Annotated in this window: 22 protein-coding genes and 1 other annotated feature; of the genes, 16 read left to right on the top strand and 6 right to left on the bottom strand. The window is 45.3% G+C overall.

Annotated features, from left to right (window positions below):
• Nucleotides 1–99: 99 nt before the first annotated feature.
• Nucleotides 100–362, top strand: a binding site (T-box leader).
• Between the two features lie 62 nt (nucleotides 363–424).
• Complete coding sequence (gene trpS / locus AB4Z45_RS06160) at nucleotides 425–1,414, top strand: tryptophan--tRNA ligase (protein ID WP_339204492.1); 990 nt, start codon at nucleotides 425–427, stop codon at nucleotides 1,412–1,414.
• A 34-nt stretch (nucleotides 1,415–1,448) separates the two neighbouring features.
• On the opposite strand, the gene AB4Z45_RS06155 is transcribed toward trpS, so the two are convergent.
• Nucleotides 1,449–1,625 carry a DUF5325 family protein gene (locus AB4Z45_RS06155; RefSeq protein ID WP_179089778.1) on the bottom strand — a complete coding sequence of 59 codons (177 nt, stop codon included), beginning with the start codon at nucleotides 1,623–1,625 and terminating at the stop codon, nucleotides 1,449–1,451.
• Between the two features lie 132 nt (nucleotides 1,626–1,757).
• On the opposite strand from AB4Z45_RS06155, the gene AB4Z45_RS06150 reads away from it, so the two are divergent.
• Nucleotides 1,758–1,970 (top strand): alpha/beta-type small acid-soluble spore protein, encoded by a 213-nt coding sequence (locus AB4Z45_RS06150; RefSeq protein ID WP_054023438.1) that lies wholly within the window; start codon nucleotides 1,758–1,760, stop codon nucleotides 1,968–1,970.
• 166 nt (nucleotides 1,971–2,136) lie between these two features.
• On the opposite strand, the gene AB4Z45_RS06145 is transcribed toward AB4Z45_RS06150, so the two are convergent.
• Nucleotides 2,137–3,123: a metal-dependent hydrolase gene (locus AB4Z45_RS06145; RefSeq protein WP_441908339.1), complete on the bottom strand. Its 987-nt coding sequence runs from the start codon at nucleotides 3,121–3,123 to the stop codon at nucleotides 2,137–2,139.
• Between the two features lie 87 nt (nucleotides 3,124–3,210).
• Between AB4Z45_RS06145 and AB4Z45_RS06140 the strand changes: the two genes are divergently transcribed.
• Complete coding sequence (locus tag AB4Z45_RS06140) at nucleotides 3,211–3,519, top strand: hypothetical protein (protein ID WP_441908338.1); 309 nt, start codon at nucleotides 3,211–3,213, stop codon at nucleotides 3,517–3,519.
• Here the strand turns inward: AB4Z45_RS06140 and gerQ are convergent.
• Nucleotides 3,509–4,072 carry a spore coat protein GerQ gene (gene gerQ, locus AB4Z45_RS06135; RefSeq protein WP_441908337.1) on the bottom strand — a complete coding sequence of 188 codons (564 nt, stop codon included), beginning with the start codon at nucleotides 4,070–4,072 and terminating at the stop codon, nucleotides 3,509–3,511. The two genes, AB4Z45_RS06140 and gerQ, sit on opposite strands and share 11 nt — an antisense overlap.
• A 36-nt stretch (nucleotides 4,073–4,108) precedes the next feature.
• Complete coding sequence (locus tag AB4Z45_RS06130) at nucleotides 4,109–4,531, bottom strand: cell wall hydrolase (RefSeq protein WP_076267501.1); 423 nt, start codon at nucleotides 4,529–4,531, stop codon at nucleotides 4,109–4,111.
• A 261-nt stretch (nucleotides 4,532–4,792) separates the two neighbouring features.
• Between AB4Z45_RS06130 and cyoE the strand changes: the two genes are divergently transcribed.
• The gene (gene cyoE / locus AB4Z45_RS06125) at nucleotides 4,793–5,650 is read left to right on the top strand and encodes a heme o synthase (RefSeq protein WP_441908336.1); all 858 of its coding nucleotides are present in this window, start codon (nucleotides 4,793–4,795) and stop codon (nucleotides 5,648–5,650) included.
• Between the two features lie 24 nt (nucleotides 5,651–5,674).
• Nucleotides 5,675–6,280, top strand: coding sequence for an SCO family protein (locus tag AB4Z45_RS06120; RefSeq protein WP_441908335.1), 606 nt, complete (start codon nucleotides 5,675–5,677; stop codon nucleotides 6,278–6,280).
• On the opposite strand, the gene AB4Z45_RS06115 is transcribed toward AB4Z45_RS06120, so the two are convergent.
• The gene (locus AB4Z45_RS06115) at nucleotides 6,277–6,648 is read right to left on the bottom strand and encodes a toprim domain-containing protein (protein WP_441908334.1); all 372 of its coding nucleotides are present in this window, start codon (nucleotides 6,646–6,648) and stop codon (nucleotides 6,277–6,279) included. The two genes, AB4Z45_RS06120 and AB4Z45_RS06115, sit on opposite strands and share 4 nt — an antisense overlap.
• A gap of 45 nt (nucleotides 6,649–6,693) precedes the next feature.
• Between AB4Z45_RS06115 and AB4Z45_RS06110 the strand changes: the two genes are divergently transcribed.
• Nucleotides 6,694–6,870, top strand: coding sequence for a hypothetical protein (locus AB4Z45_RS06110; protein ID WP_441908333.1), 177 nt, complete (start codon nucleotides 6,694–6,696; stop codon nucleotides 6,868–6,870).
• A 184-nt stretch (nucleotides 6,871–7,054) separates the two neighbouring features.
• On the opposite strand, the gene AB4Z45_RS06105 is transcribed toward AB4Z45_RS06110, so the two are convergent.
• The gene (locus AB4Z45_RS06105) at nucleotides 7,055–8,218 is read right to left on the bottom strand and encodes an MFS transporter (RefSeq protein ID WP_339204485.1); all 1,164 of its coding nucleotides are present in this window, start codon (nucleotides 8,216–8,218) and stop codon (nucleotides 7,055–7,057) included.
• A 162-nt stretch (nucleotides 8,219–8,380) separates the two neighbouring features.
• On the opposite strand from AB4Z45_RS06105, the gene AB4Z45_RS06100 reads away from it, so the two are divergent.
• The 10 genes from AB4Z45_RS06100 (at nucleotide 8,381) to AB4Z45_RS06055 (ending at nucleotide 18,925) form a co-directional block, all read left to right on the top strand.
• Nucleotides 8,381–8,830, top strand: coding sequence for a hypothetical protein (locus AB4Z45_RS06100; protein WP_441908332.1), 450 nt, complete (start codon nucleotides 8,381–8,383; stop codon nucleotides 8,828–8,830).
• Nucleotides 8,830–9,993 carry a transglutaminase domain-containing protein gene (locus AB4Z45_RS06095; RefSeq protein WP_441908331.1) on the top strand — a complete coding sequence of 388 codons (1,164 nt, stop codon included), beginning with the start codon at nucleotides 8,830–8,832 and terminating at the stop codon, nucleotides 9,991–9,993. Before AB4Z45_RS06100 ends, AB4Z45_RS06095 begins: the two co-directional genes overlap by 1 nt.
• Nucleotides 9,994–10,025: 32 nt before the next feature.
• Nucleotides 10,026–12,101, top strand: a complete 2,076-nt coding sequence (locus AB4Z45_RS06090) for a peptidoglycan D,D-transpeptidase FtsI family protein (protein WP_441908330.1) — start codon at nucleotides 10,026–10,028, stop codon at nucleotides 12,099–12,101.
• Between the two features lie 202 nt (nucleotides 12,102–12,303).
• Entirely contained in the window at nucleotides 12,304–13,257 is a 954-nt protein-coding gene (locus AB4Z45_RS06085; protein ID WP_441908329.1) for a metal ABC transporter solute-binding protein, Zn/Mn family, read from the top strand.
• Nucleotides 13,258–13,291: 34 nt separating this feature from the next.
• Entirely contained in the window at nucleotides 13,292–14,098 is an 807-nt protein-coding gene (locus tag AB4Z45_RS06080) for a metal ABC transporter ATP-binding protein (RefSeq protein WP_441908328.1), read from the top strand.
• 3 nt (nucleotides 14,099–14,101) lie between these two features.
• Nucleotides 14,102–15,043, top strand: coding sequence for a metal ABC transporter permease (locus tag AB4Z45_RS06075; RefSeq protein WP_441908327.1), 942 nt, complete (start codon nucleotides 14,102–14,104; stop codon nucleotides 15,041–15,043).
• Nucleotides 15,040–15,909, top strand: coding sequence for a metal ABC transporter permease (locus AB4Z45_RS06070; RefSeq protein WP_076267512.1), 870 nt, complete (start codon nucleotides 15,040–15,042; stop codon nucleotides 15,907–15,909). The genes AB4Z45_RS06075 and AB4Z45_RS06070 overlap by 4 nt, the downstream gene beginning before the upstream one ends.
• Before the next feature lie 141 nt (nucleotides 15,910–16,050).
• Entirely contained in the window at nucleotides 16,051–17,505 is a 1,455-nt protein-coding gene (locus AB4Z45_RS06065; protein ID WP_441908326.1) for an ABC transporter substrate-binding protein, read from the top strand.
• A gap of 177 nt (nucleotides 17,506–17,682) precedes the next feature.
• Nucleotides 17,683–18,435, top strand: coding sequence for a Cof-type HAD-IIB family hydrolase (locus AB4Z45_RS06060; RefSeq protein ID WP_441908325.1), 753 nt, complete (start codon nucleotides 17,683–17,685; stop codon nucleotides 18,433–18,435).
• Between the two features lie 7 nt (nucleotides 18,436–18,442).
• Nucleotides 18,443–18,925: a DUF456 domain-containing protein gene (locus AB4Z45_RS06055; protein ID WP_076267515.1), complete on the top strand. Its 483-nt coding sequence runs from the start codon at nucleotides 18,443–18,445 to the stop codon at nucleotides 18,923–18,925.
• Nucleotides 18,926–18,946: the final 21 nt, after the last annotated feature.

Raw genomic sequence — 18,946 nt, 5'->3', positions numbered from 1 at the left:
GTAAGGATTACGATTATCATTATAGCTTATGCTCATTATTTCATCAATAGGACAACTTTCGTATCGCTTGACATTAACGATTACAGATGTATAATCGTTTTAAATGCAATGATGGGAATAAGTAAGCTCGATTGGATTGCGTACAGAGAGCCGGTGGTTGCTGCGAACCGGTGCAAACAACGATGCTGAATGGGCCCCGGAGCCTATGAACGGAAACTGGCTGCACGAGCAGCCGAAGATGTTTGTACGGACGCTCCCCGTTACGGAGCAACAAGGCTTGTGGGATTTTTAATACGCTTCGATTGTATAACAAAGCGTACCATAAGCGAATTAGGGTGGCACCACGGTCCCTCGTCCCTTGCGGCGGGGGATTTTTTGCGTTTTTTTTTTAGACTAAAATTGACAGGAAAGAGGTCGAAGCATTATGAAAAAAGTACTCTCCGGTATTCAGCCAAGCGGTCAGCTTACACTTGGAAACTACATTGGCGCCATGCAAAACTTCGTAAAGCTGCAGCATACAGAAGAATGCTTTTTTATGATCGTTGATTTGCATGCGATTTCGGTTCCACAGGAACCGGCTGCCTTAAGAGAACAAACGGAAGCGGTAGCCGCATTATTTATTGCTGCAGGCATAGATCCGCTCAAAGCGAATGTATTTGTACAATCGCATGTTCGCGCGCATGCTGAGCTTGGATGGTTGTTTACAACGCTTGCCAATATGGGCGAGCTGGAAAGAATGACGCAGTTCAAAGATAAATCTGCAGGCAAAGATTCTGTTGGGGCGGGGTTGTTCGTCTATCCGACGCTGATGGCTGCCGATATATTGGTTTATAATGCTGATCTTGTACCAGTTGGCGACGATCAGAAGCAGCATTTGGAGCTTACTCGTGATTTGGCGCATCGCTTCAATACAAGGTTTGGCAAATACTTTACGATACCGGAGCCTTATATTCCGAAAGTAGGCGCACGGGTAATGTCGCTTGATGATGCCAGCAAAAAAATGAGCAAAAGCAATCCAAACGTAGGAAGCTTCATCGCGCTGCTTGATTCTCCAGATGTGATTCGCAAAAAAATTAGCAGAGCGACAACAGATTCAGGCCGCGAAGTGAAATACGATCCAGCAAATAAACCTGAGATTAGCAATCTAATGAGTATTTATGCTCATTGTGCAAATATGAGCATTGAAGATATCGAGGCTCGTTATGAGGGTCAAGGTTATGGACCTTTCAAGAAGGATCTTGCGGAGCAGGTGGTTGCGGTTATAGAACCGCTTCAAGCTCGGTATAATGAAATCCGCAGTTCAGGCGAGATTCATCAAATCTTGAAGCAAGGCGCAGAAAAGGCTTCCTTGGTCGCAGATCGTACACTTGCAGACGTGAAAGAGCTTATGGGTTTTCTGCCGCCTCGCGGTTAATCTGATTGGTACTTACAAGGCTGACGCCATAGCGTCAGCCTTGTTTTTTTCTGCGCAGGCGAGCTTTTGTAATAAAGCCGGCTCCTATAGTGAAAAGGCTCAACAAACCAAACAATAATACAAACCAGCCATTATAGCTGATGGAGATAGCCATAGCGCTCATAAATACGATAGCTAGTACGGAAAAGAACAAAGAAAGCGGTTTGGACATCTTGTTTTCTCTCCTTAATAAATCGTCAATATAATTTAATGGTTTAAGAATAGATTCTTTGATGGTGCGCATAATAAGCTTGCAAGCTTGCAACACACATCAAAGTGCAGAGGACGAAAGGAGAAATACATTATGGCAGGAAGCAGAAATCAACTTGTTGTTCCACAAGCAACTGCAGCATTACAACAAATGAAACTTGAGGCAGCGCAAGAACTGGGCGTACAAATTCCTCAAGATGGCTACTACGGTAATGTTTCAACTCGTGATGCAGGCTCCCTAGGTGGTTATATTACGAAAAAGCTTGTTCAAATTGCTGAACAACAATTGTCAGGCGGCTCCCGTTAATCGCTTCTAATACACAGTGATGAAATGAAGCCCAAGGGTAATCCTTGGGCTTTTTATTATGCTAACCATCATTTTAGCACAGGGCTGATCGACTTTCTTCTATAATATAAAACAAAAAAAAGAAAGCCCCCTTTATTTTGAAGCAAAGGGCTTTCTAACGTCAATACTAAAAAGTATCCATGCGCAATCTTTTCAATAAACGTTCATCGCTGAGCCAGCCGACATAAGAGCCAATCGTCTCATCTTTTTTATTCATAAGCAAAACGCCTACAAATGGATATTGCTTGCGATGACGGTAGCGAACGTCGCACCATCTGACCTCATAGCCCCATGAATGCTCCCGAACGTCTGCGCAGGCAAAGCTGGTGAAATATAAAAAGGATCGAATAGCGGGATCGTTTTTGGATTTGGCGACTGCTGGATGATCAGAGCATTCTACATAATCAATCCAGACTAAGTTGTTATTGCGTAAATTTCCGATAGCGAATCCACCATTTTTAACTTGCTTGACTACATTCCATATCGTCAGAGATATCGTTGGAATGACGATATAAGCATCGCCTTCATGATATTCAGTGTCCAGCGTCTTCATCCGTTGCAGCGTACTTCTGGAGGTAACTGTCCGCCATACAAAATAAACGGCTAGAAACAAGTACATAAGCGGGAATATTGAAGCTGGATTTACGAATCCGCCTGCCCACAGTAAAATAGCTATGACATGCGTTGTGAAAATGATGGGATCAAATATGTGTATAATGTTCCAAGAGATCCATTTGTCCGTGAAGGGCCGCATCGCTTGAGTGCCGTAAGTATTAAATAAATCGGTGAATACATGCACGCACACGGCGAGCAGCACCCAGCCCCCAATATGCAGCCAAGGCAGTGAGCCGCGGTAAAACAATTGGAGGAGGCCGGTAATTAGCGCAGTCCAAATGGCGATAGCCGGCAAGGAGTGAGAGATGCCGCGATGATTGCGAATGTAAATCGCATTGCCTTTTAAACGAAGTAGGCCATCTAAATCGGGCGCTTGCGATCCGATAACTGTGCCGAGCAATACAGCAGTGTGAATGGCTGGATTTGCTGCTACTACGGGATCAATTGCGGCAAGTCCCCCTAAACCGATGCCCATAATAAGATGTGTGCCTGTGTCCATGACAAGTCCTCCCCAATCAATAATTAGATGTAGTATCGGCGGAAGGGAGCAACTTTATCAATATTATCTAAAGGAGACTGAAGGCAAATGTACATTTGTTTTGCAGAATATCGTGTTTCACCAGAATTTCGGGCACAATATCTTGACTACACAGCTTCGCTGCTAAAGGAAGGACACGATGTGCAATTATATGAAGGAACAGATCAGCCGGGTTTATTTGTAGAGGTATGGAACGCAGCTACCTGCGAGCAAGCGGAGCAAATCAAAAAAGAACGCTGCAATGAGCGTTCCTCTTGGATGCATATTTCGAGCTTTATTGTTGGGGGAGCTGCGAAAATGCACATTTGGACGTTTAAGCCAGCACATCTAAAGGGCGAAGCAGCGATTAACGGCTAGAATTTGCAGTGCCGAGAGTAGCCATACCAAGTGGAGTGGAAGAGCTTACTACTCCGCCTTGGAATGGATATTCATAAGCAATCGGCTCATCGAATGTCACATAATCAAGATTAAGCGTCAAAAGTAAGTAGCGCATACCAGTCGTTGGATCGCTAATAACGATGTGATCACGTCCAGCAGCTTCGATGATTCCTTTAAAAATTTTGGCGTTCCACTCGCGGTTGTTTTCGTAAGTCATATAAAAAGTTGCCATTTTTCCGCGGTTCAGACGCAAAATGTTTTCTACATAGGATTCTTCAACAGTAGGCACTGAAACGATGGTGCCGCCTTGTGGCGTAATAAACGATCCGCTTGGCACGTTTGGCGGTATGACTTGTGCTTGTTGGGTTTGAAAGTTAGCTGGAAGCGTGGTTGGCTGCTGCATGCCCATTGGCTGCTGCATCCCCATGCCCATTGGATATTGATATTGACCATATCCGCCGTAGCCGAATCCTTGAACAGGACCTGTATTTGCGGGGCTTACTTGATTTTTGTAACCATAACCATTAGACATTTAGAATTTCCTCACTTTCATACTTTAGAAATAGTTTTAATAAACGGCCGGACAATCCTCTGGCGTTGGAACGAAGAAGCAATGTTTCTTATACCTTCCGCTGTTGGCCTGATCCCACCATGTATCAGGGCAGCTGCCTGCTGGGCGGAAAAACCATAATGCATTAGAAGCCGGGTGCTGACGCTCGCCGTTAATGACCCGCTTTGCTAATCGAATATCTTTATCACGAGCGCTTTGATAAAAGTAGCTTTTGGTGATTGCTTCGAAACCGCCAGGACTTTGATAGACCATGTCTGGGATGGACCGAAGATTTCTAAAGTCGATACAATTTCCTAGTACACGGTTTACGCCAACGTTGCCTACCATAAGCATGCCGAGCTCGCCCTCGCCCTCTGCTTCCGCTCGCATGAGCCTAGCGAGCATCTTCGTATCTTCGGAATTGGTTTTGATGACAGCCATGGAATTGACAGATCACTTCCTTTCGTAGACTTTAGGACGGTTTGATGTGCTGTTCGGCATAGGCATCAAACTACATAGTTATTGTATTGTGCACCCGCCCATTTGGTTACTAAATGATTTGTCACAATTTACGTGGCAAAATGATGAACAAAACCGTCGAACGTTGTCATCGTGTTCTTTTTTCGGTATGATTAAAAACGATTCATCAATGGATGATAGACGCCATCAGCGTCTTGTCGCATAACTTGGGAGGCTAGCTTCGTGCTTAAAGACTGGATTGCATTGACAAAACCGCGGCTACTTCGACTTAATGTATTTGCTGCGATAGGTGGTTTCATGGTTGCTTCCAAATGGGACATTAACGTTCTATTGCTTATATGGGCGATTATCGGCTCAACGTTGACGATAGCGTCAGCAACCGTGATTAATAATTATTGGGATCGGGAACTTGATTTGAAAATGGAACGTACGAAGGATCGCGCGCTTCCTACCGGTCGAATGACGCCGGGCTCTGTTCTGGCTTATGGTATTATTTTGGGGGTTGTTGGACTAGCTGTTCTCTTCCTGCTCGTGAATCCTTTATCAGGCTGGCTTGGACTGCTAGGCTGGGGTGTTTACATTGTGGTTTACACGATGTGGCTCAAGCGTACTTCAACTTGGAGTACATCGGTTGGCGGCATCTCTGGCGCGATGCCGCCGGTTATCGGTTATTGCGCGGTAACAGGTGAAATCGATGCGGGTGCTTGGATATTGTTTGCTCTTATGTTCCTATGGCAGCCGGCTCATTTCTGGTCGCTTGCCATTAGAAGGGTAGAAGAATATCGCGCAGCAGGTTTTCCATTACTGCCTGTCGTGAAAGGAATCAAACGTACGAAGTTTCAAATGATTCCTTACATCGTACTGCTTTTGCCAACGGGCATATTGTTTTATTCCTACGGTTACGTTGGTATTTTCTTCTTGATTATATCCGTTGCAGGCGGCTTAATCTGGCTCATCCATACGTTGCGCGGGCCAAAGGCCAAGGATACCGACAAATGGGCAAAAACCAATTTTCTTATCTCGGTCAATTATTTAATGGTTATATTTATCGTTATGATTCTTAATACGACCGGATCATAATTATCGTCTTAAGGAGTGACTGGCGTGGATTTTGTCAAAAAGCATAGCTTCAAAATTGCAGTACTTGCGCTTTGCGCAGCAATGGGAATTTATTTATTTATTACGTACGGCATGCCGGAGAAGCAGACTCTTCCAATCGAAAAGGCTGCGCCAGCGTTTGAGCTGACGGATCTGGATGATCAGAAGGTAACGCTTGCTTCAACAAATGGGAAGGCGCGAATTGTATATTTCTATTTCGCAAATTGTCCAGATGTTTGTCCGCCAACAACCTTCTTGCTGTCGCAAGTACAGGAGCAGCTTAAAGAGGAAAACAAGCTCGGCACTAAAGCAGAGCTCATCTCCATTACGTTTGATCCAGTACGGGATACACCTGAAGTCATTCGTGATTTTGCAAAGCGGAATTTTGCTGATCTTAATGGTTGGCGTTTCCTGCGGGGCGATGAGTCAAACACGATGCAAATTGCTAGAGATTTTGGCATTGGCGTCATTAAAAATGAGGATGGCTCCTTCTCTCACTCCAATGTCATTACGATTGTGGATAAGGACGGTCAAATTCGCAAATGGATTGATGGCAGCAAAGAAGATTTGACGGCTGAGGAAATCGTAAATCAATTAAACAAGGTGCTTTAAAATTCATCTTTGCTCCAAATAGAAGCGGGACTCTGCGCAGGGTACAGGATATGCGCATCGAGGCCCGCTTTTTCTAATTGCTCAATTAAATATTCCTCTGGCGTATGCTCAACGCCTGAATAACCTCTGCGGGTATAAATATGCTCAGCATCTGGAAATACGTCGCGCAATAAGAAGCGAATCCGTTTTCCAGAGGAATCATTGTCGGTGAAAATATAAGCTTGGCTTTTGCCAATTTGTTTCTTAAGCTTGTCCAATTGCTCCGAACCGGGAGTGCCGAAGGTGCAGAAAATCGGTACATCCGGGTGAAGGACGCGCTTAAGTCTTGCCTTGTCATTTTTTCCTTCTACGATAATGGCTATATCCATGGAACTCACCTCGCGTAGTGAATGTAGAGCAGGGTCATGAAGCATATGTATAGTTTACCACCAAAAATCGATTTTACCGAGATTGGGAATGATTGGTTCTTTCGTTTGAAAATGAATAAACGGTCTGCAGTTTGCAGACCGTTTATTATTTTAAGACTAGAGACAAGTGCAAGCTATGATTACGAGCAGGATAAACAATACAAGGATAATGCCAAGGTTTGAGAAACCGCCGTGGCCATAACCACGATTTTCTGAACTTACATTTGCAGACATATATGGGGTCACCTCGTTTCCGTAGTGTTAGAAGGATGAATGCAAACAGCTGAGCTTAGCTGTTCTAACTAGTCACCTGTCATAGTACAGCATATGACATGATGGGGAATTAGCCCTGTGCATTTACCTATGCCTACGAAAAATGGGTGCGGGAAGAAAGTGAACGGGAAATTCGCAGCGGGAGCAGAGCGACTGCTATCATCAATGCAATAAACGCTATGTAGTAAGGTGATATATAGTTGCGAAGCTGTCCTGCCGCCATCGGTCCGATAAACGCACCGATGGAGAAGGCGATGGATAATACGGAAAAAGTACGGCCGTAACGTGCTCCGCCGCTAAGCTCAATTAATAAGGTGGACAGCGCGGGCAAAATGACTCCTTTCGCCATACCGACAAAGAGCAGCATCAATGTTAGAGGTGCCGGTATATCGGATGCAATGCCAAAGTAAATAATGGCAAGAATGAGCGAGCCCCACAACGTTCGCAGATACGCGGATACGCGGTTCAGAAACAGCATGCTTAATGTGACGAGTGCGCCGATACTGATAACGGAAAATAAAAGTCCGGTCGTCATCATCGCTTCCTGCGTTTTGGCAAGCAGCGGCAGCTCGAACGATAGGATACCCTGCGCGCAGCTTATTGCAACAGGCAGCAGGTAGACGAGCCAAGGAATTGGCACTGCAGGTTCAAGCGGGAGCTTCGTTTTCTTTTTCCCGTCGTTGCCCTCAGCTTCCGTTTGCTCTACCTTCTGGCGAACTTCTTTAATAAAGAACAGAGCGCAGACAGATGTTACGATCAGAACCCATCCAAGCAGCGTAAAAGCGGTTGAAAATCCAATTTTTGCAACGAGATACGCTCCTGCTGCTGGAGAGACGACTGATGCTAGTGTATGAACTAGTCCATTGCCGGCCATAAGCTTTCCTTGCTCCGTTCGATCGCTTGTTATTCTTGCGAGCAGGGACAAGCAAGCCGGAGACAGAAATGCAAGCACAAAACCGCTGATGGAGCGGAGCGTGAGGAGCTGCCAAGGATTAGTTACATGCGATTGAAACAGGAGAACAATGCCGGCTGCCATAAGACTGAACACGATAAACAATCTGCTGCCATAACGGTCAACGCCAAAGCCTGCAATGAGATTTCCAGGCAAATGCGTAATGGAGTACATGCCCATCATGAGTCCGATGAAGGAAGGCGCTGCACCTAAAGAGATGGCAAAAGGTGTTAAAATGGGGTATTGCGCATGCAAATCAAAAAAGGCGATAAACAAAAATAAGTACAGCCAAACCGCGGTTTTCACAGAGCTGACCCTCCTTGCCAATTACATTCTTATATACTTGTACGTCTAATTGGGACAGGATATGTCTGCATAAAAAGGAAACGAGCGTTTACGCCCTATATTCCGTAGGTTATAATATTTTGTAATGGGATTTTGTACGAGGTATAATGGAGGGGATCGCAATTGGATTTTTTGAATTTTTCGACCTATGATTGGGACACTTGGACAGCTTTTCTTAAAGAACATTGGCTTGTGCTTGTTATTGCGCTTATCTTACTATTAATTATTATCCGCATCGTGAAAACTGTAGTTAAATGGGCACTTGTGGTGGCAATCGTGCTTGGTATTGTCGTATATAGCGGCTACACCATGGATGATTTGAAAGAGATTGGCACTAAGGTTGCAGATACAGTGAAACAGGAAGCCGTTAATGCAATGGTAGGCGAAGCAAAGGATGCTACTTTCGTGAATAACGGGGATGGAACCTTTACAGTGAAAACTAAAAATGTAGAGCTTACCGGAGAGCCGGGTGCCAATGAGGTTGCCATTTCATTCCGCGGAACGGCGCTCGGCAAGTGGGAGCTCGATAGTACGATACAAACCTTCATCGACCAAGCGAAGCAGAACGGGTAATGCCGATGACAAGCTGGGATCAATTATTTAGAGAGCCGGAGCCCATTGCTATCATTGTGCTTCTATTGCTAATTGGCTCTCTTATACAGGGGATGAGGAGAGGCGCATCGGGATCTGCGAGGCGTCTTTTCTTTTTTGTTTGGGAAGGTTTAGCAGTTATCGTATGTTTGATACTGGCAGCACAGCTTACGAATACATTGTCACCAGCTGTAGCGAAATGGTTGACTAGCAAGGTGAAGGTGCCTCTTCATGACCTCAGCGGGGTGGAGCAAGCATGGTACACGCTGCTTACGAGTTTGAGGGATTTTGCATTGCTGCGCTATGGAGTCTTGTTCCTGCTCAGTTATTTACTGCTGCGGGCATTGGCAGCTTTAATTGAGCCTTTGCTGGAAAGAGCAGTAGAAGGCGTTCTGAGGAGCGGCAAGGAAGAACCTATGGCTCACTTGCAAGGCAGGCGAAGTACTAGCCGTGCCATAGGGGCTTTAATTGGTGCTGCTCACGGAGCGGGTCGTTCATTTGTATTCGTCGTTCTTTTATTCGTTTATGTGTCCCTTGTGCCAAATGGCTGGTATGTCGACAAAATTTCCGAATCGATGGTTTATACCAAAGCGGCTTCGTGGCTGAGTCCAGTTGCCGGAGACGTTCTAGCAGGGCAAGGACCCGTGCTCGCCCAAGCGGTTGAAGCGCAGTTCAAACAAATTTTACAACGAAAATATGAGATTATTGATTACGCCATCCCAGCTGAAATTGAGAAAGCTGCTATTTATGTGACCAAGGATGCGCAAACGAATGAGGATAAGGCGAGAAAGCTATATGACTTTCTTGGAACAAGAATTGCTTACGATTGGGACAAAGCTCGGAATTATGAAGAGCAGGGAATTTGGAAGGAACAGACACCTCCCGAAACATTTGATACGCGCAAAGGCGTATGTATAGATATAGCTCGTTTATATGCTGTAATGGCTAGGTCGGCAGGTCTAGAGGTACGGGTTGTAACTGGAATGGGAGCTAACGGCAAGGGAGGCTTCGGTCCGCATGCTTGGAATGAGGTGCGAATCAGCGAAGGGGAAAATGGCTGGATTCCACTGGATGCTACTTGGGCAAATACCGGGAATTGGTTTAATCCGCCGGCATTTGACGATACTCACATACGTGATGCATAGCTCAAAATGAGAAGGTTATGAGGTGATTAGACATGCAAGATGATCCGCAGAAACGGGAAATTATAAATCGACGTCATTTTTCGTTTCGATTGAACTTATTTTTCTTTATTACGTTCGCATTGTTTAGTGTTTTGATTGTAAGGCTAGCCATTTTACAGTTTGTAGAAGGGCCGACGCTGAGTGCTGAAGGGATCGGCAAAAGTACACGCAGCGTGAAGATTCCGCCGATAAGGGGCAATATTTACGACGCTACGGGTCATGCAATTGCGTATTCGACTTCGACCCAGTCCATCTATTTTACGATTCAGCCTGAGCTTAAGCTGGAGAAAGCGACTGCAAGTGCAAAAGAGATGGCACAGAAGCTTTTTGAAATATTTTCGAAGTATGGAGATCCTGCTAAAGCGATGACGGTTGACGATATTATTCGCCAGATGGATCTTGATTTTAAGCGAAATAACATCTCGACCCCGCGGCGGATTAAATCCGGCCTCACCAATAAAGAAGTTGCCTATTTCATGGAAAATCGCACGGCGTTCAAAGGTGTAGATATCATGGAGGAAAGCGTACGGAACTATGATACAGATTCGATTTCGGTGCAGCTTGTTGGGTATTTGAAAAAATTTAATACCGTTCGAGAAAACGTTGACTTCTACAAGGAAAAGACGACAGAGGAAGATCCTACGCTGAGATACTTGGATGAAGAGGACGTTGGCTTCGACGGTCTTGAGCGAATGTATCAGGACGTGCTGCGCGGCAAAAATGGTTTGAAAACCTACCCCGTTAACAATGCGGAACGTATTATCGGCCCTATGGAAATAACGAACCCTACAAAGGGGTCGGATCTTTATTTAACGATTAACAAAAACGTGCAGTTAACGACGGAAACAGCCATTATGGATCAGCTCAAAAAAATATCAACGTCTACAAACAAATATGAGCGTGCCAAATATGCTCAAACCGGATTCGCAGTAGCGATGGAAGTAGATACGGGCAAAGTCGTGGCGATGGCGAGCATGCCGGATTATGATCCTAATATTTGGTCAGGCGGCCGTATTAGCAAAGAGGATTACGAGAACTTCCAAAATATCTTATCGAACGGTACGATTCGAACGGTCTATGGCAAGTATTCCGAAGAGGAGCGCAATCAACATCCATCTTCCATCCTGCCGCTCGGCTCGACAATGAAGCCGTTATCCGTATTAGTCGGACTGAATGAGAAATTGTTTAAGACGACAGATACCTATAATGATACTGGGAGATTCTCGTATGGTAGAGCAGGGTACGAGACATATATCCGTAACTCCCAATTCAAATCGTTTGGCTACATTGATGGAGCCAAAGGCATTCAGCATTCTTCCAATACGTTTATGGCAGCTATGATTGGCGATAGGCTTTATAGAAGAGACCCGCAAAAAGGCGTGGAAATTTGGGACGAATACATGAAGCAATTCGGTCTTGGCGTCCTGACGGAAAGCGGCTTGCCTAACGAAACGAAGGGCGTTATTGAGTACTTTAACGAGGCTAAAAATGCGAGTTCGCAATCTGCGCTCGTTCAAGCCTCCTTCGGTCAGCAAGGGCGTTATACGACGTTGCAGCTCGCGCAATATACTGCAATGCTTGCCAATCGCGGCAAACGAATGAAGCCGCAATTTGTAAATGAGATTAAAGATGCAGACGGAAATATTATTCAAGGCTATACGCCTGTTATTTTGAATGAAGTAAATTACCCGATTGAATATTGGAAAGAAATTGAGCTAGGCATGTCGAAGGTTAGCTCGCAAGGCTTTGAAGGTGTGGATTACACCTATAACCGTAAGACAGGTACGTCAGAGCAACAAGTAAAAGGCCGGACTGCAGAAAATGCGGTATTTATCGCCTATGCGCCTGCCGATAAGCCGAAGCTTGCTGTAGCTGTTGTAGTACCTGATGGCGGGTTCGGGGGTTACGGCGCTTCTCCAATCGCTCGTAAGATTTTTGATGCTTATGACGAGGAAATTGGTTTGTACGGCGTACCGAAAAAGAAGGCACCAGCCACAAATGATGCTGCGAATAATGCGGCGGATGGTGCTGATGCAGGAACTGAAACAGGAACAGGAACAAACGAATAGTGGTCTAAAAATTCAAAAAGGCAGGTCGGAGCATCAGCTCCGATCTGCCTTTTTTGCTGTGTAAATCGCCCATTTTAAAATAAATGTTGCACTAGTGAAACATTTTTGTGTATTATTAAAAAAAAGGCACTAGGCAAACTAAGATTCATAAGGGCAAACTTTAGAGCATATAAAAAATGATAGGGATGGAGGAGGCAGCACAATGCGTAAAACGTACAAAACAAATTCTGCTCTTCGGAGATTTATTATGGTTATCGCTTTTTTGGCGATGACGGCAATGGTAACCTCAGCTTGCGGGCAGCAAGGAACGAGCGATGGGAAATTGAAAATTACGACAACAACAGGAATGATCACGGACGTCGTGCAGCAGGTAGGCGGCGAGTATGTCGATGTTAGCGGATTGATGGGGGCAGGAATTGACCCCCATTTATACAAGGCATCTCAAGGAGACGTGCGGAAGCTGGATAATGCGGACATTATTTTTTATAACGGCTTGCACTTAGAGGGCAAGATGGGCGAGATGTTCGAGAAATTGGAGAAGCGCAAGCCGACGGTAGCCGTCTCCAAATATTTGACGGAAGATCAGCTACACTCTGCCCCAGGGCAAGGGGCTGGCATGCATGATCCGCATATTTGGTTCAATGTGAAGCTTTGGATTTCTACAACAGAGGTGATCCGCGACACGCTGATGGAGAAGGATGCGGTCCATGCGGAGTACTACAAAGAGCATGCAGCAGCCTACATCAAGCAGCTGGAGGAGCTGGACAATTATGCGAGAGAGCAAATTGCACTTATTCCAGAGGCAGACCGCATTTTAGTAACAGCACACGATGCATTTGGATATTTTGGCGAAGCGTATGGTCTAACTGTCACGGGTTTGCAAGGTATGAATACGATGTCGGAGTACGGCTCAAAGGATGTTAGCAAGCTGCGCGACTACTTAGTGGAGAAAAAAATAAAAGCTGTATTTATCGAATCCAGCGTTCCGAAAAAATCAATTGAATCGGTCATAGAAGGGGCAAGAAGCTTAGGCCATGAGGTGAAAATTGGCGGAGAGCTTTACTCCGACGCAATGGGAGATGCCGGTACGTTTGAAGGGACTTATATCGGAATGGTGAAGCATAACGTGGATACGATTGCAGCCGCTTTGAAATAGCACATAAAAAAGGCAAGGAAAGTGAGTGATAAAAATGAACCATTCCACAACAGCAGCCAAGCAAAATACGAAACAAATTGCACCGCTTACGATTAAGGGACTAAGCGTTGCTTATCAGAAGAAGCCAGTGCTTCGGAACGTATCGTTTGAAGTAAGCGAGGGTGAGCTCGTCGGGGTAATCGGACCCAATGGCGCAGGTAAATCGACACTGATGAAGGCGGCTCTTGGCCTCATACCGAGTATTGGCGGAGAAGTGTTAGTATACGGCAAGTCTTATAAGCAGCAGCGGAAAATGATCGGTTATGTCCCGCAGCGAGAATCGGTGGATTGGGATTTTCCAACGAATGCGCTTGATGTTGTACTTATGGGCCGTTATGGCCATTTAGGCTGGTTCCGCCGCCCAAGCGCGAAGGATAAGGCGATTGCGCTGGAGTGCCTGAACAAGGTTGGCATGGCCGATTATGCGGGCAGGCAAATCAGTCAGCTCTCTGGCGGACAGCAGCAGCGCGTGTTTCTAGCGCGTGCACTGGCGCAGGACGCGAAGCTGTACTTTATGGATGAACCATTTGCAGGCGTGGATGCAGCGACAGAGAAAGCCATTATCACATTGCTGCAAGAGCTGAAGCTGCAAGGGAAAACGGTCATCGTTGTCCATCATGATCTAGCGACTGTGCAAGATTATTTCGACTCGGTACTGCTTCTGAATGTAGAGCTTCAAGCATTCGGCAAAACAGAACAAACCTTTACGCAGGAGAAATTACAGCGTACTTACGGCGGCAGACTGGCGTTTCTTGATCGCAGCATGCAGTCTCCGTCACGTTTTGACGGAAAGGGTGAGTAATTCATGGATAAAATATGGTCGATGCTGACCGATCCGAATATGCAATGGATTTTTCTAGGCTGTACGCTGCTTGGCTTAAGCAGCGGTGTGATCGGCTGCTTCTCGTATCTTAGGAAACAAAGCTTAATGGGCGATACGTTAGCCCATGCGGCATTGCCAGGCATATGCATTGCATTCATGCTTACTGGCGTTAAATCGATAGGACTGTTTCTCATAGGAGCAGGCATATCTGGTCTTATCGCAACGTTCGGTATTGGATATATTACCCGTAACTCTAAGCTTAAACAGGATGCAGCGATGGGAATCGTCTTGTCAGGATTTTTTGGCCTTGGTATCGTGTTGCTTACACTCATCCAGCATGGCAGCTATGGCAATCAAGCCGGATTGGATAAATTCCTGTTTGGGCAGGCGGCCTCCATGATTGCATCTGACGTTATTACGATGACGGTCGTATGTGTGTCTCTTATAACGGTTTGCACGCTGCTCTTTAAACAGTTTAAAATTATTTCCTTTGATCCCGGGTTTGCTAGAGGCATCGGTTATCCCGTAGCCTTTCTTGAGCAGCTGCTCATGCTTCTAATCGTCGTTGCTGTGGTAGCAGGCATTCAAGCGGTAGGTGTCGTACTTGTAGCTGCGCTGCTTATTACACCGGCCGTATCGGCTAGATACTGGACGGATCGCCTTGGGCTCATGGTTGTATTGTCAGGCATATTCGGTGCAGTCAGCGGTGCGGCAGGCACTTGGATTAGCGCATCGGTGTCTAACTTGCCAACAGGACCCGTTACGGTGCTGGCAGCAACCTTACTCTTCTGCATTTCCATTCTATTTGGTCCACAGCGCGGATTGCTTGCAAAAAGACTGGTGCGCCAAAGAGTGAAGCAAAGCTATAATCGTGACTCCGAAATGCTGCTTGAGGGCAAAGTGAAGAAGGAGGCGGCATTATGAGCGACTTCTGGATCTTGCTTACAGGTGCTCTAGTAGCAAGCTGCTGCGGTATTCTAGGTGTATTTCTTGTTTTGCGCAAAATGGCGATGATCGGCGATGCCATTAGCCACTCCGTCATGCCCGGTATCGTTATCGCGTTTCTACTCAGCGGCTCGCGCGATTCTCTGCTAATGATGTTCGCAGCACTATTATGCGGATTGCTGACGACCTTTCTTATTCAAATGTTTCAGCAAAGCGGCATTCAATCCGATGCCTCGATCGGTGTTGTCTTTACAGCATTATTCGCCATTGGCGTCGTTCTCGTAAGCTTGTATGCTCGTCAGGTGCATTTGGACCAGGATGCGATTTTGTACGGTGAGATTGCGTATGTGCACTGGAATATTTGGGAGCTTGGCGGCGTAAATATGGGCCCGAAAGCGGTATGGCTGCTCGGTACAACGCTGCTGATCATAACGTCAGTTATCGTTTTGTTCTATAAACAATTCAAGTTATGCGCGTTTGATCCCGCCCTTGCGGCTGCAATCGGCATACCTGTAGCTATCTTTCATTATTTATTAATGGGTCTTGTCTCGATGGCTACTGTCAGTTCCTTTGAAAGCGTAGGAGCCATACTCGTTGTAGGACTGCTGATTATCCCGGCGTCTACCGCTTATTTACTGACAGATCGGCTCGGCCTGATGATCGTTTTGAGTGTGGCAGCCGGCGTAGCAAGCACATTCATCGGGTATGGTGCAGCTGTTTTATTAGATGCTTCAATTGCTGGATGTATGGTCTGCGCAGCGGCATTGCTGTTCGTTATCGCTTTTTTGTTCTCGCCATCACATGGCATTGTAATCAAGAAACTGCGTCTAAGAAAGTTAGCATAATCATTGCGAAAAGCATCCTTAATGGATGCTTTTTTCATATTTATTTCAAAAAAAGGTGTATAACTGCAACTTTTATCCAAAAAGAATCGTAATATAATTGGTACATATTAGGAGGAAACTGAAGAGGAGAGAAAATTGAAAATGAAAGTGTTGTCAAAATTCGTCATACCGCTAGTTGTTTTTACATTATTGGTAACGGGTTGCAGCTTTGGGGGCAAAAACGAACAAAAAGAAAATGAGCAATCTACACTGAAAATTATGTATTACGATGAAGGTTCTTTCTTTCAGGAGTATGGCATGGTGTTCTCGGCATTATATCCAAATATCGAAATTCAAGTCGTAGAAAATAGGAAAATGTACCAAGGCGACAACAAGGATATGGATGCTGCACTCGACAAGTTTATTACAGAGGAGCAGCCGGATATTTTGATGCTTGATACTGATCAATACAAAAAGCTGGCACTCGACGGCAAACTTTATGATCTTGATCCGGTTATGGAGAAGGAAAAGTATAATACAGAGGGCTTGATTCCCGGCATGCTTGATTATTTGAGAGAAAATGGCGGCGGACAGGTTTTTGGTATGACGCCAAGCTTCTATAGTCAGGTTATGTTCTACAACAAGGATTTATTTGAGAAGTACCAAATCGAGCCGCCAACCAATCGCATGAGTTGGGACCAGACGATACAATTGGCACGCCGCTTCCCTACTGATGGTGACAAAAAGGAACGCGTATACGGGCTGAAAATGGGCTACAGCGAAGATTTATTTGAAATGGCAAGCATTCTTGCTAATTCAGAAAACGTTAATTATGTGAATGCTTCGCAAAAACAAATGACGATAAACACAGATTCATGGAAAAATGCATTTAAGCAAGCAATTGATGCATTGGATTCGAACGCGCTTTATTTTGATAGCATGCGCAACCAAGGTGGCGACGAACCGATGGCGCAATCCTATGAGGACTATTTGTTAAGTGATCCCTTCATAGCGGGCCGATTGGCGATGACGATGGGCGATATTAATTTTATCAATCAAATCAAGCAAGCGGCTGAAAATGAAAAAGTAAAAGATAAGATTGTGAAAAACTGGGATATTGTAACTGTTCCGGTTGGACAACAAAATCCGGATCAATCAAGCATGATGTCTTTTAACAACATTTTCTCCATTCGCTCGGAATCACCGAGTAAGGACGCTGCTTGGAAATTCCTTAGCTATGTAACGAGTGAGGACTTTGCAAGAGTCAAGTCGAAGTCGAACAATTATAATGGCTTGCCTGTCCGCACTAAATATATTACGGATACAGAAGGACATAATTTTGCGGCATTTTATGATTTGAAGCCAAGTACATTTAATAGCTACAAGGATTTTGACAAGCTGCCGGAAAGCTTCTGGGGAGAATTTAGAGGGGCAGCCAGTCAAGAGCTTGAAAAAGTGAAGAAAAAGGAACAGGAACTGGATGCGGCGCTTGATATTTTGCAGGTGAAAGGCCAAGAAATGCTGTTGAAGGAAGATCCTGTACCTACTGAAGGTGCTGAAGGAGCTGGAACTTCGGAAAGCAGTGGATCTGTTACTACCATTGAAACAACGGAGTAAGATAAGAGATGGGGAGCATGCTTACGCAAATTAGCGGAGGCTGCTCCTTTTTTCTGAGCAAGTATGATGAATTCGTGTTTTTTAGAGTGACTTTCATTTGGAATCTGTCGTAAATGTGCTAAAATAATTTACTAGTTAGGTACAACAACGATACGGCATTTACGAGGAGGCACAATATTGGGATATTATAAATTGCTTGCGCTTGATATGGACGGGACATTGCTAAATGAACAGAGTGAAATTAGTACAGAAAATGCAGAATGGATTCAAAAAGCACTTGATGCTGGCGTTATTGTCAGCTTCTCAACGGGCAGAGGCTTTCGCAGTGCATTGCCTTACGCTGAGCAATTGAAGCTGGAAACACCTATGATCACAGTAAACGGCAGTGAGATTTGGCATCGTCCGCATGTGCTTCATAAACGTACTCATCTAAGCCATGTTTACGTGCAAAGGCTGCATGAGCTTGCTCTGGCACATGGCGAGCCGTGGTTCTGGGCGTATACAGCTGATGAAATTTACAATAAAGAGAAATGGATTACACCTGCTGATGATTATGCATCACATCACTGGTTGAAATTCGGCTATTACACAGAGGATGACAGCATAAGAGAGAAGCTGCTCGCTGAAGTACAAAGCTGGGGAGCGCTTGAGATTACGAATTCCTCACCGTTTAATTTGGAGCTTAATCCGCTCGGCGTTTCAAAGGCAAGCGCGCTTCAAGAGCTATGCGGCTTGCTTAACATCGAGATGTCGCAAGTCATTGCTGTTGGCGATAGCTTGAACGATATTGCGGCGATTCGCGAAGCTGGGTTAGGCGTAGCGATGGGCAATGCGCAGGAAACAGTCAAGGAAGCTGCAGACTTCATTACTTTTACGAATAATGAGCATGGAGTTGCAGAAGTGATTAGACGTTACCTTCTGAAGGGATGAGAAAGGTATGGATATTTTAGGCTGGACGTTAGTTATTCTATTATTTGTAGTAGGGATGGCAGGGGCTATTTATCCGATTCTTCCGGGAGCTCTTGCCATTTATGGGGCATTTTTTGTTTATGGCTTATTTTTCTCGTTTAGTGAATTTGGTTTTTGGTTCTGGTTTATTCAGACGGTAACTTTAATCGTGCTGTTTGTCGCCGATTATGCGGTTAGCGCCTGGGGCGTCAAACGATTTGGAGGCTCGCGAGCCTCAGTGATCGGCAGTACAATTGGTCTTATCTTTGGTCCTTTCGTTATCCCAGCACTTGGCCTTATTATCGGTCCTTTTGTGGGTGCCGTCATTGGTGAGATGATTATCGGAACACGTTTTGACAAATCGCTGAAGGTTGGTTTAGGTTCAGTTGTAGGATTGTTTTCAAGCGTAGTCGTGAAGGTAATTTTACAGCTGGCGATGATCGTGGTGTTTGTCCTATGGCTCGTCTTTTAATGAAATGAAATGAATAAAAGG

It is taken from the genome of Paenibacillus sp. MCAF9 (genome assembly GCF_052114265.1).
GTDB lineage: Bacteria > Bacillota > Bacilli > Paenibacillales > Paenibacillaceae > Pristimantibacillus.
This window is presented reverse-complemented; position numbering and strand designations above follow the sequence as displayed.